The following is a 12,110-nucleotide window of genomic DNA, read 5'->3' on the forward strand; positions in this document are numbered from 1 at the left end:
GACGACGTTCACCACGGCCCGGCCCCGGGAGATCCCGCCGGACCAGTTCACGCCGGTCACGTTCACGATGCCGGACCCACGGATCGGGCGCTCCGCCGTCTTCGCACTACAGTTGCGTCGTGGGAATGGTGCATACCGTCGGGATCGTCCTGCATCCGCAGCGCGACTCCGCCCCCGCCATGGAGACCATCCTCCAGTGGGCGGGCACGCACGGCGCCTCCGTCCTCGGGCTCGCCGACGACATCGCCCGGATCGACTGCAACGCGATCCCGGTCGATCCGGAGACCCTGGCCAGCAAGGCCAACATCCTGGTCAGCCTCGGTGGCGACGGCACGATGCTGCGCAGCATGCGGCTGGCCGCCGGCACGAAGACCCCGGTGCTCGGCGTCAACCTGGGCAAGCTGGGCTACCTCGCCGAGATCGACGTCGACGACCTGCCGTGGGCGCTCTCCGCGATCGACAACATGCAGTACACGCTCGAGGAACGGCTGGCGATCCGCTCGACGCTGCCCGAGGGGCGCGAGGTCACGGCCTTCAACGACATCGCTCTGGTACGCGTGCCCGGCGACGGCTCCGCCGCGATCGGCGTCCGGATCCTCGGCGTCCCGTTCGTCCGGTACGCCGCCGACGCGGTGATCGTGGCGACGCCGACGGGGTCGACGGCGTACGCGTTCTCGGCGGGCGGCCCGATCGTCTCCCCGAACCTCGAGGGCGTCCTGGTCGTGCCCTCGTCGCCGCACTCCTCGTACAACCGGGCCCTGATGCTCTCCGTCGACGAGACGCTCAGCCTCGACGTGCTCGAGCGCAGCGGCCGATTGGCGGTGGAGGTCGACGGCGGCGTGGCCACGTACGTCGGCCCCGGCGAGCGCATCGACGTCAACGCGGTGCCGGCCGCGGCCCGGGTGATCCGGCTGGGCCACACGACGTTCTCGGAGCGCGCCCGCCGCAAGCTGCGGGTGACCGGCAGCGCCGAGGTCGACTGAGCGACCCCGGCGCCGCCGGGCTGGTCAGCTCGCGGTGCAGGACGGTGTGGGCGCGGTGTTGCTGCCGGTCCACGAGGCGAGGAAGCCGAACGTGGCGCTGGCACCGGCGCCCAGCGCGCCGTTGTAGGTGACGTTGCGCGCCGTCACCGCGCTGCCCGAGGTGGTCAGCGTGGTGTTCCAGGACTGGTTGATCCGCTGGCCGTTGGCCCAGGTCCAGCCGACGCTCCAGGAGCCGATCGCGGCGCTGCCCGCGGTGACCGTCACCTCGGCCTGGAACCCACCGGGCCATTGGCCGATCACCCGGTAGGCGGCCGTGCAGCCGCGGGCCGGCGGCGGCGTGGTCGGCTGTGCGGTCGGTGACTGGGTGGGGCCGGTCGTCGGCGAGCCGGTCGGGCCGCTGCCGAACACGGTGGCCTCCCGCGACGTCGAACGGATGCCGTTGGCCCCGTCGATGATCCGGGTGCCCCAGCTCGTCCGCTGGTTCGGGTCGAAGTTGGTCACCATGTCGAGGTACTCCACGCCGCCGCCGTTGCCGCTCCACGACCAGCCGATGTAGCCGATCCGGTTGGCTTGCGTGTAGGACATGATCGTGTCCTCGTCGGGGTTGCCGTCGGAGTGGTTGTGGCCGAACTCGCCGACGACGATCGGCAGGTTCGCCGTCCGGAACCGGCCGAGGTAGTCCGTGATCTCGGCGGCGGTGTCGAAGACGCCGTACATGTGGATGCTGAACACCGTGTTGCGGTCCGGGTCGGCGGCGAACACGCTCGCCGCGTTGTCGCGCATCTCGAACCGCCAGTCCTGGCCCCAGTTGGGCGCGTCGACCATCAGGGTGTGGTCGAAGCCGGCGTCCCGCATGCGCTGGATCGCGGTGGTCGTCGCCTGGGTCCAGGTCGGACTGACGGCGTTGTTGCCCACGGGCTCGTTGCCGATGTTGATGATGACGTAGCGCTCCTGGCCGGCCAGCACGTTGCGCAGGCTGATCCAGTAGTCGACGGCGGTGGACAGCGGCACGGAGCCGCTCTGTTCGCCGTACCCGGTGGTGTCGTGGTTCTCCAGCACGCAGATCAGGCGGTTCGCCCGGCACAGGCTGATCACGTTGGCCACGTCGCTGGCGCCGTTGGCCGGCTGCCAGCGGCCGCCGCTGAGCACGACGCGCACCGTGTTGGCGCCGGTCGCCTTGATGTCGGCGAACGCCCGGGTCTGGCTCGCGTACCAGGTGTGTGCATGGCTGATGCCGCGCATGACGAACTCGGTGCCGTTGGCGTCGTAGAGGCGGCCGTTGGCGACGGTGAAGCCCGCGGCGGCGTGCGCCGGCGAGCCGATGGTGAGGGTGAACATGGCCGCGAGGGCGGCCGCGGACAGCGCCGTGACGACGGCGAGGAGTCTGGATCGCATTTCCTGCCTTCACAAGGGAGACGTGACAAGGGCCGGCAGCTGGCCCGTCAGCTGCCGCCCGGCTCCCTGGGGCGCGGGTTCACAGTAGGACCGCCGGGGCGGACAGGTCAACCGGTTAAGTAGTTGGGACGGTTGACGCCTTCCGAGCGGGGTAACCGGCGCGAAACGGGCTTTCTCAGGAGGGTGCAGACGATGGTCGCCGTTGGCTACTCACTGCTGTGCGAGCAGTCCGGGCCCAAGGATCTGGTCGACTACGCGATCCGGGCCGAGGAGGTCGGCTACGAGCAGATCACCATCTCCGACCACTACTATCCGTGGCTCGACGCGCAGGGGCATTCGCCGTACGCGTGGTCCGTGCTCGGCGCCGTCGCCCACGCCACCTCCCGGGCCGAGCTGATGACCTACATCACCTGCCCCACCCGCCGCTACCACCCGGCCGTCGTGGCGCAGAAGGCGGCGACCATGCAACTCCTCGCCGACGGGCGGTTCGTGCTCGGCCTCGGTGCGGGCGAGAACCTCAACGAGCACGTGGTCGGGCCGTGGCCGCACGTGCGCGAGCGGCACGCGATGCTGGCCGAGGCCTGCGAGATCATCCGGCCGCTGCTGGACGGCGAGACGCTGACCTATTCGGGCGAGTACTTCGAGGTTCCCGAGGCGTACGTCTGGGACCGGTCGGAGACCCGCGTGCCGATGGCGATCGCGCTCTCCGGGCCCGAGTCCGCGGGGATCGCCGGCGAGTACGGCGACGGCGCGATCGCGACCCAGCCGGAGGCCCGGCTCCTGCGCCTGTTCGACGACGCGGGAGGTTCCGGGAAGCCGCGCTACGGGCAGCAGCCGATCTGCTGGGGGCCGGACGAGGCCGCAGCGAGGAAGATCGCCCACGAGCAGTTCCCGTGGTTCGGCATGGGCTGGAAGGTCAACTCGAACCTGCCGAACCCGGCGGCCTTCGCCGACGTGTCGCAGTTCGTCCGCGAGGAGGACGTGGCGGGCGGGATCCCGTGCGGGCCGGACACGGACAAGCACGTCGAGGCGATCGCCGCGTTCGCCCAGGCCGGCTTCACCCACGTGTCCGTGCTGCAGGTCGGCGACGCGAGCCAGCGGGACTTCTTCGACTGGTCGGCCAGCGAGTTGCTGCCGGCACTGCGCGCGCTCTAGCGGGAAGCCTTTTCCGGCCGGCGGTGTTGAATCTGGATCGTGATCGACGTTCCGCTTTCCGTGCTCGATGTCGCCCCCGTCGCCGCCAACGGCTCGCCCGGCGAGGCGCTCGCCCATACCACCGCGCTCGCCCGGCGCACCGAGGAGCTCGGCTTCCGCCGGTTCTGGGTGGCCGAGCACCACAACATGCCCGCCATCGCCTCCTCCGCCCCGGCCGTGCTGCTCGCCCACCTGGCCGCGAACACCTCGACGATGCGGGTGGGCTCCGGTGGCGTGATGCTGCCGAACCACGCGCCGCTGGTGGTCGCGGAGCAGTTCGGGACGCTGGCCGCGCTGCACCCGGGCCGGATCGACCTGGGCATCGGCCGGGCGCCGGGCACCGATCAGGCGACCGCGCTCGCGCTGCGGCGGACCGTCGAGGGGCTTTCCGCGGAGCAGTTCCCGCAGGAGCTGGCGAGCCTGTTCAACTACTTCACCCAGGACGAGCCGGGGCCGATCATGGCGTCGCCGGGCGCGGGTGAGCGGCCCGAGGTGTGGCTGCTCGGGTCCAGCGGCTACAGCGCCCAGCTCGCCGGGCTGCTCGGGCTGCCGTTCGCGTTCGCGCACCACTTCAGCGCGCAGAACACGCTGCCGGCGCTGGCGCTCTACCGCGACCGGTTCACGCCGTCGCGCTGGCTCGACGAGCCGTACGCGATGGTCGCGGTCTCGGTCGTGTGCGCGGACACCGACGAGCAGGCCCAGTTCCTCAGCGGGCCGGCCGGGCTCTCGTTCCTGCGCCTGCGCCAGGGCCGTCCGCAGCCGCTGGCCACGCCCGCGGAGGCGGCCGCGTACCCGTACACCGAGGTCGAGCGGATCTTCATGGCCGATCGCCAGGTCGGGCAGGCGGTCGGCTCTCCGTCCACCGTTTCCGGGCAGCTCTCGGCGCTGCTCGAGGCGACCAGGGCGGACGAGCTGATGCTCACCACGATGGTGTACGACGTGAAGGACCGCATCCGGTCGTTCGAGCTGGTGTCTCAGCTGACGTAGACGTTGGGGCGCGGCGGCTGTGCCATCCCGTTGCCGATGAAGAAGCTCGGGTGGGGCGGCTGGTTGTAGGCGGTGTTCTGCCAGGCGAGCGCGACCCGGTACATCGGGTCGTGCACGAGCGTGTGGATCCGGCGATCGGTGCTGCTCGGGGTCGCGTAGATCCGCAGGGCCGTGCTCTCCGACGTGCGCCAGATCACCTCCTCGCGCCAGTCGCCCAGGATGTCGCCGGACAGGGCCGGGGTGGCCTTCGTGCCGTTGTTGCCGGCCACCCCGGAGCCGGTGAGCAGGCGGGTGTCGCCGCCGGTGCCGTACTTGTCGATCCGGGTCTGGTCCAGCAGCTCGCGCACCGGGTCGCCGTCCCACCAGATCACGAAGTTGGCGGACGACGGCTTGCGGCCGACGTTGGCACCCGTCGCGCTCCGCAGCCCGTCGACGGCGCTCGACCAGGACTCGGCGCCCGGGCTGCCGGCGTAGACGTCGGCGGCCACGCCGCGGCCGTTGTCGCCGGCCGGCGCGGTCGACCAGAGCACCTGGCCGGTGCGCGCGTCGGCGAACCAGGACGCGGGCTTGCTGCCGTCCTCGGAGACCTTGAAGTACTCGAGCCCCGGCCGGGCCGGGTCGAGGTCGCCGAGGTGGGCGGCGTCGCCGTGGTTGTTCCTGGTGTTCCACAGTGGAGAGCCGTTGTCGTCGACCGTCATCGCGCCGAACACGATCTCGTCGCGCCCGTCGGCGTCCACGTCGCCGATGGTGAGGCTGTGGTTGCCCTGGCCGGCGTACTGGCTCCCCGCGCTGTTGGAGTCGAAGGTCCAGCGCCGTTGCAGGCTCCCGTTGCGGAAGTCGTACGCCACGATGACCGTGCGGGTGTAGTAGCCGCGGGAGACGATGAGGGACGGTCGTGCGCCGTCCAGGTAGGCGGTGCCGGCGAGGAAGCGGTCGACCCGGTTGCCGTAGTTGTCGCCCCAGCTGGAGACCGTCCCCCTTGGCGGCTGGTAGTCCACCGTGGACCTCGTCGCGCCGGTGCGGCCGTCGAACATCGTGAGGAACTCCGCGCCGGCCAGGACGTAGCCGCTGCTGTTGCGGTGGTCCGCGTTGGCGTCGCCGATCACCTGGCCGGTGCCGGAGCGGCTGCCGTCGGCCGTCTTCATGGCCACCTCGGCGGCGCCGTCGCCGTCGTAGTCGTACACCTGGAACTGGGTGTAGTGCGCGCCCGCGCGGATGTTGCGGCCGAGGTCGATCCGCCAGAGCCGGGTGCCGTCGAGGCGGTAGGCGTCGACGTAGACCGGGCCCGTGTAGCCGGACTGGGAGTTGTCTTTGGCGTTGGACGGGTCCCACTTGAGCACGATCTCGTAGTCGCCGTCGCCGTCGAGGTCGCCGACGCTCGCGTCGTTCGCGCTGTAGGTGTAGGCCTCGCCGGTCGGTGTGGTGCCGCCGTTGGGGCGCTGGATCGGGACGTCGAGGTAGCCGTTGGCGAAGCGCAGCGCCGGTGGGCCGGCCGGCTGCTCGACGCCGTTGACCACCGCGCGGATCGTGTAGGTGGCGTCGGCCGCCGCCCCGGCGTCGAGGTAGTTCGTGCTGGTCGTGATCGGGGTGGCGGTGACCCTGGTGGTGCCGCGGTAGACGTGGAAGCCCGTGTTGGTGGCCTCGGTGCCGAGCAGGCGCCAGGAGACGAGGTTGCCGTTGCCGGAGCGGACGCTGATGGCGCCGCGGTCGAGGTCCTCGACCTGCCTGGCACCGGCCTGCGGTGGCAGGTTGGTCGGCGGTGGGGTGGTCGGCGGTGGGTTGGTCGGCGGTGGCGTGGTCGGCGTCCCGGGCGTGGTGCTGCCCGTGCAGGCCGTGCCGTTGAGGCTGAAGGTGGTCGGCGCCGGGTTGCTGCCGGTCCACGCGCCGTTGAAGCCGAAGGCCGCCGTCCCGTTGGTGGGCAGCGCCGCGTTGTAGCTGACGTTGCGGGCGGTGACCGCCGCCCCGGCCTGGGTCACGGTCGCGCTCCACGCCTGGGTGACCGTCTGGCCACCGGTGTAGCTCCAGGTCAGTGCCCAGCCGTCGATCGGGTCGCCGAGGTTCGTGACGGTGACGTTCGCGCCGAACCCACCCTGCCACTCACTGGCGACCGCGTAGTCGACCCGGCACACCGCCGCCGCGGCGGCGGTGCCCACCGAGGCGGCGAGGCTCGCGCCGAGGAGCGCGGTCGCCGTCACGACCGCGACTGTCCTCATGACGAGCACCGGCTTCCGTTGACGGTCACCAGGCCCGGCGCGGGATTGGCGTAGGAGGACGACTGGGTGGCGTTGAAGCCGAACATGACGGTGGCTCCCGGCTGGATGCGGGCGTTGTGTGCCTCGTTGCGGGCGGTCAGCACGGCGCCGGCCTGGCTCGCCTGGGCCAGCCAGGCCTCGCGCAGACGCTGGTCACCGGTGAACGCGAACCGCGCGGTCCAGCCGTTGACCGGGGCGCTGCCGGTGTTGGTGATGTCGAGCTGGCCGGTGAAGCCGGCGCCGCCCTCCCAGGTGCCGTAGTTGCTGTAGACCACGCGGCAGGAGACGGTCGCCGGCGCGCTCTGGTCGGCGAGGAACGAGGCGATCCAGGCCAGCGCGGAGTTCCAGTTGATGGCGACCTCGTTGGTGGCGTACGAGTTGATGTCGTCGACGTAGCAGAACATCGGCTCGCACCCGTCGAGGAGCTGCTTGGCGAACGGGTCGTCGAGGCTCGCGTTGGCGCCACCGGCGATCGAGCCGGCCGGCGGGTGCGGCAGGGCCGGGTCGAGCTGGTTCGCGAAGATGCGGCTGTGCTGGTTCTCCGCCGCGTTCTCGCCCCAACCGGTCACATAGGACTGGTTGAGCGCGTTGCGGCCGAGGATGTAGTCCATGGCCTCGACGGCGCCGGTGCGGTACCTGGCCTGGCTCGTCAGGTCGTAGGCGGTCGCCAGCACGACGGCGTTGTTGATGATGTTGCTGTTGGCGCCCCAGAAGTAGGCGCCCGGGCCGCCGGGCATCGGAAGGCCGTAGGCCTGACCGGCCGCGGTGGCGAGGTAGGCGTCGGCGGCCGCGGTCACCGAGGCGCGGATCCGCGTCTGGTCGGCCTTCGGGAGTCCGTTGGGGACCGTCGCCAGGTCGAGCCGGCCGAGGGCGGCGGTGCCGCCCCAGGAGAAGCCGGTCGCGGTGAAGACGTCGCCGGTGTGGTGCGGGCTGGCTTCCAGGTCGGTGCGGTAGGCGGCCGCGCCCGTGGTGAGGTAGAGCTCGGCGGCGGCCCAGTAGAACTCGTCGGTGACGTCGTCGTCGCTGTAGGCGCCGCCGCCGTTGCCGTCGTTGGGGCTGGCGTAGACGGCGGGGTGCGCCTTGGCGGCCGCATAGGCCGTCCTGGCCGCGGTCAGGGCGCGGCCGGCGAACGCCGCGTCGTAGGGAGCCCACAGGCGGGCACCCTGCGCGGCCGCGGCGGCCAGGTTGAGCGTGGCGGCGGTCGACGGCGGGTGCAGCTCGCGGGGCTGCGGGTCGGCCTGCGGTGCGAGCGGCAGGCCGGTCCAGTTCTGGTCGTGCAGCTTGTGGTGCGCCATGCCGGCCAGCGGCTTGCCGGCCGGGACCTGCATGCGCAGCAGCCACTCCAGCTCCCAGCGCGCCTCGTCGAGGATGTCCGGCACGTTGTTGCCGCGCTCGGGCACCCGCAGCGTGCCGTCGCCGAGGGCCGCGCCGAACCCGGCGGTCGGTGCGGTCTTCGTGCGCTCGTAGGCGCTGAGCAGCTGTGCGGTGGCGATGCCGCCGTTGACGACGTACTTGCCGTGGTCGCCGGCGTCGTACCAGCCCCCGCGGGCGTCCAGCCGGTAGTCGCAGACGCCCGGCTGGCACGGCACGTCGGTGTCGCCCTGGTTGGGCGCCACGCCGAGGTGGCCGGCCGGGCGGGCGTACGCGGCGCCGACCAGGTCGCCGTCGATCGCGATGCCGCTGCGCTGGATGTAGAAGAACTGCAGTGAGTCCGAGCGGAGCCGGTCGTAGAGGGTCTTCGTGACGTCGAACGGGTGGCTGGTCTCGCCGTCCGCGGTGAGGGTGAGGTTTTCCGCCTGCGCCGCGTACGCCGTGAAGTCGATGGTGTGGACGTTCTGGCCGGATGCCGCGTCCGTGCCGCGCGGCGTCGTGGTGCCGGAGCGCAGGACGGCGCCCGCGCTGTTCTTGAGCTGCCAGGGCAGCGCCGTGGTGGCGTCGGTGACGAGCGTGGCGCGCTTCGGTCCGTCGGGCAGGTAGCCGACCTGGTTGACGCGGACGCGGGGCCCGGTGTCGGGCACGTAGGGCGGCTCGGCCTCGCCGCCGCGCAGGCTCACGTTGTCGAGGCAGAAGCGGTAGGCGGTGGCGTTGGCGCCGACCTGGAACGCGACCTGGCCGGCCGGGGTGTCGTCGGGGGCGGTGAAGGTGAACTCGTAGTGGTCGCCCGCCGCCGTCATGGCGAGGTCACGGCTGAAATAGCCGGTGTACGGGTCGGCGCCGAGCTGCACCGCGACCCGCACCGTCGCCGGCGGGTCGGTGCTGGCGTCGAAGCTCAGCGTGTAGGACGCGCCCGCGGTGAGCCGGACGTCGTTCTGGCCGACGCCGCCGTCCCAGGGGTTGGCCAGCCCGCCGGGCACGTCCGAGCAGAGCCGCCCGGCATCGACGGCGGTGCTGGTGGTGCCGTAGGAGTACCAGCCGGCCGTGCCGTCGCCGAAGTCGCCGTTCTCGATCTGCTCGGGGTCGAGCTCGCCGTCGCTGGTGAGGCTGACGTCGTCGAGGCAGAAGGTGTACGGATCCGGCTTCCCGCCGAGCTGCAGCGTGAACGTCCCGTCGGCGGCGGTCAGGTCGCTCGTGAAGGTGTGGGTCGCCGGCTGGCCGCCCGTGGTCGCCTGGGTCGAGAACACGGTGGTGTACGGCGCGGCGTTGAGCTGGACGTTGGCGTTGACGGTGGTGTCCACGGTGGCGTCGGCGGTGAACGTCAGCGTGTAGGCCGCGCCGTCGACGAGCGGGATGCCGTTGTGGCCGATCGAGACGTCCCACGGGTTGGCCGTGCCACCGGGCACGTCCACGCAGAGCCGCCCGTCGCGCACCGCGAGCGTGGTGCCGCTCGCCCACCAGGGCGAGGTCCCGGTCTCGAAGGTCCCGTTGGCGATGTGGTCCACGGGCGCGGCGGCCGCCGGAGAGCCTGTCCCTGACCCGATCAGGCCGGCGGCGACGAGCACGACGACGGTGGCGGCAGCACGACGTTTCACGAGCCGTCCCTTCACAGACACATAGACGACCATCCTTGGAAGCGCTCCCATGTTGCCATCGCGTTTCATGGCTGTCAATGCGCTCTTGTCGATGCTCGCCGGCCCGGTCAGATGTCGATGTCCGCGACCACCGGGTAGTGGTCGCTCGCGCGGTCCGCGGTCGGGGTGCGCAGGATGCGGCACGAGCGCACGTGCTCCGCCAGGGCCGGCGTGGCGAACAGGTAGTCCAGGCGCATGCCGGAGAACTCGGCGCCGCCCAGGGCGGTCGGTGCCGTCTCGGGCGCACCCTCGCCGACCGTGCGGAAGACGTCGACCATGCCGGCCGCGTCGAGGGCGGCGATGGCGCGGGTGTCGACGCGGCCCAGCGCCCCGACGTCACGGTCCGTGTTTCTGCGGCCGGGTGGGCGCCAGCGCAGGTGCCGGACCCGGTACGGCGGTGGGAGGGCCTGCAGCTTGTCCTGGTGGTCGGTCCACGGGTCCAGCGTGTTGAGGTCGCCCAGGACCAGGGCCAGCCGCGCGTTGCCGACCGCGTTGACCAGCCAGCGGGCCTCGTGCAGGCGGCGCCAGCCCCAGTGTGGGTGCAGGTGCGCCGAGATGACGGTCAGCGGGCCGCCGAGCGTCGCCACCACCACGCGCGCGGCGGCGTGGTGGAACGGGCGGGCGACCGTACCCGCGGCCAGGACCGTCCAGTCCGGATTGGTCAGGACCGCTACCGGCTGGCCCCAGGAGGAGCGGGCGCGGACCATCCGCATGCCGAGCCGGTTCGCGAGCCAGGGCCCGGAGTCGCCGCGCAGTTCCTGCAGGGCCACCACGTCCGGCAGGGCGGAGTTGATGACCTCCGCGATGGGCTCAAGCCGCGTCCCGCGCGAACCGTCGTACCCCCCTGTTTTGATGTTGTAGGTCATCACTCGCATCGGCGGCCACCGCTTCGGCGTTGGGACGCAGCACGTAGTAGAGCAGGCCGACCCACAGGCCGGTCAGCATGATCGCACCGAGGAGGTCGCTTGGATGGTGCATGCCGCGGTAGATCCGCGACGTCGCGACGATGAGCGGCATGACCACGGCGGCGACGATCGTCAGCCAGCGCCACCAGCGGTCGGTGCGGGCCATGACGATCAGCGCGATCGCCGTCCACAGGCACAGCGTCGCCGCGATGTGGCCGCTGGGGAACGCCGCGGTCGGCAGGTTCTGGTCGAGGTGCGGCACGTCCGGGCGCGGGCGGTTGACCGCGGCGGCCGACGCGAGGAAGAGCGTCAGCTCGCCGACCATCACCAGCGCGAGGAACAGGATCGGCCGCCATTGGCGCCAGCGTGCCAGAACGAGCGTGCAGAAGACGAGCGACACGGCGAGGATCGTGTGGGTATCACCAGCTTTGCTGGCATAGTGGCTCCACCCGTCGAGCATGCCGGTGCGGTGGTCGGCGAACCACTGCGGCACCTTCTGGTCGAGGCTGGCGAGCACGGTGCCGTCGGCGTGGTAGCTGGCCCACATGCCGAATCCGAAGAGCGCTCCGAGCACGAGCACCCAGCCGACGACGATCTCGGCGGTCTCGACCCAGGGGTGCGGCAGCACGGCGCGCTCGGTCGGTGCGGGCTTGAGGTCCTTCGCGGCTTCCGGCTCGAGGCCCTCGGTGAGCGCGGGCTCGCGGCGGCCGTCCTCACGGCGCCACAGGCGGAACGCGTAGAGCGTGACGCCGAGCCAGGCGGCGCCGAGGAGCCAGCCGGCCAGCACGTCCGAGACGAAGTGCACGCCGAGCGCGATCCGGCTCACGCCCACCAGCACGATCAGGGCGGCGACGGCGCTGATCACGGCGGGGCGCCAGCGCCTGGGCACGGCCGGCAGGAAGACCAGGAGGAGCGATCCGTAGACCACGAACGAGCCGAGCGAGTGTCCACTGGGGAAGCTGTTGCCGGGTGCGTGCGCGACGGGCACGTCGACCACGGGCCGCAGCCGCCCGACGAGGGTCTTGATCGTCGGCTCGAGCGCGAGCGCGCCGAGGCCCGAGACGATCACGAAGATCGCCAGCCGGGTGCGTCGCCGGATCAGCAGCGCGGCGACCGCGAGGACGACCACCCAGACCTTGAGGCCGCCGCCGAGGTCGGTGATGAACCGGATGATGTTCAGCAGGCCTTCGTGGTCGGCGACATACCCGTTGACGGAGTTGGCGACGCCGTGGTCGAGGTCGTAGAGCGGGCCGAACCTGAACCGGACCAGCGCGAGCAGAATCCCGAACGCGATCCCGGCACGAGACCTGGCCGGCGACGTACGCCTTCGCCGGCGCCGACTACGTCGCGTACGGCCTGGCCACCTGGTGGTCGGCGGAGGCGACC

Annotated in this window: 8 protein-coding genes; 3 read left to right on the forward strand and 5 right to left on the reverse strand. The window is 71.8% G+C overall.

What is annotated here, in order from left to right; genetic code table 11:
* Positions 1-125: 125 nt before the first annotated feature.
* Positions 126-983, forward strand: a complete 858-nt coding sequence (locus AB0H87_RS28680; protein ID WP_360152257.1) for an NAD(+)/NADH kinase — start codon at positions 126-128, stop codon at positions 981-983.
* Between the two features lie 24 nt (positions 984-1,007).
* Here the strand turns inward: AB0H87_RS28680 and AB0H87_RS28685 are convergent, their stop codons facing one another.
* On the reverse strand, positions 1,008-2,378 hold the full coding sequence (locus tag AB0H87_RS28685) for a cellulase family glycosylhydrolase (protein WP_360152237.1): 1,371 nt from the start codon (positions 2,376-2,378) through the stop codon (positions 1,008-1,010).
* Between the two features lie 192 nt (positions 2,379-2,570).
* Here AB0H87_RS28685 and AB0H87_RS28690 point away from each other — a divergent pair, with 192 nt between their 5' ends.
* Positions 2,571-3,533 carry a TIGR03557 family F420-dependent LLM class oxidoreductase gene (locus tag AB0H87_RS28690; RefSeq protein ID WP_360152240.1) on the forward strand — a complete coding sequence of 321 codons (963 nt, stop codon included), beginning with the start codon at positions 2,571-2,573 and terminating at the stop codon, positions 3,531-3,533.
* Positions 3,534-3,572: 39 nt separating this feature from the next.
* Positions 3,573-4,559 carry an LLM class flavin-dependent oxidoreductase gene (locus AB0H87_RS28695; RefSeq protein ID WP_360152243.1) on the forward strand — a complete coding sequence of 329 codons (987 nt, stop codon included), beginning with the start codon at positions 3,573-3,575 and terminating at the stop codon, positions 4,557-4,559.
* Here the strand turns inward: AB0H87_RS28695 and AB0H87_RS28700 are convergent.
* From AB0H87_RS28700 to AB0H87_RS28715, 4 genes are all read right to left on the reverse strand, one after another.
* Positions 4,547-6,772 (reverse strand): cellulose binding domain-containing protein, encoded by a 2,226-nt coding sequence (locus tag AB0H87_RS28700; protein WP_360152246.1) that lies wholly within the window; start codon positions 6,770-6,772, stop codon positions 4,547-4,549. The two genes, AB0H87_RS28695 and AB0H87_RS28700, sit on opposite strands and share 13 nt — an antisense overlap.
* Entirely contained in the window at positions 6,769-9,780 is a 3,012-nt protein-coding gene (locus AB0H87_RS28705; protein WP_360152249.1) for a glycoside hydrolase family 9 protein, read from the reverse strand. The genes AB0H87_RS28700 and AB0H87_RS28705 overlap by 4 nt, the downstream gene beginning before the upstream one ends.
* Before the next feature lie 107 nt (positions 9,781-9,887).
* On the reverse strand, positions 9,888-10,685 hold the full coding sequence (locus AB0H87_RS28710) for an endonuclease/exonuclease/phosphatase family protein (RefSeq protein WP_360152252.1): 798 nt from the start codon (positions 10,683-10,685) through the stop codon (positions 9,888-9,890).
* On the reverse strand, positions 10,630-12,110 hold a 1,481-nt coding region (locus AB0H87_RS28715; RefSeq protein ID WP_360152254.1), incomplete at its 5' end, for a phosphatase PAP2 family protein. The genes AB0H87_RS28715 and AB0H87_RS28710, both read right to left, overlap by 56 nt.

The sequence above is a fragment of the Asanoa sp. NPDC050611 genome (assembly GCF_040654855.1).
Taxonomy (GTDB): Bacteria; Actinomycetota; Actinomycetes; order Mycobacteriales; family Micromonosporaceae; genus Asanoa.

Excerpts from the sequence above, each read along its gene's own strand:
- AB0H87_RS28710 (WP_360152252.1), bottom strand. The coding sequence starts at position 10,685 with ATGACCTACAACATCAAAACAGGGGGGTACGACGGTTCGCGCGGGACG.
- AB0H87_RS28690 (WP_360152240.1), top strand. The coding sequence starts at position 2,571 with ATGGTCGCCGTTGGCTACTCACTGCTGTGCGAGCAGTCCGGGCCCAAG.
- AB0H87_RS28685 (WP_360152237.1), bottom strand. The coding sequence starts at position 2,378 with ATGCGATCCAGACTCCTCGCCGTCGTCACGGCGCTGTCCGCGGCCGCC.
- AB0H87_RS28680 (WP_360152257.1), top strand. The coding sequence starts at position 126 with ATGGTGCATACCGTCGGGATCGTCCTGCATCCGCAGCGCGACTCCGCC.
- AB0H87_RS28700 (WP_360152246.1), bottom strand. The coding sequence starts at position 6,772 with ATGAGGACAGTCGCGGTCGTGACGGCGACCGCGCTCCTCGGCGCGAGC.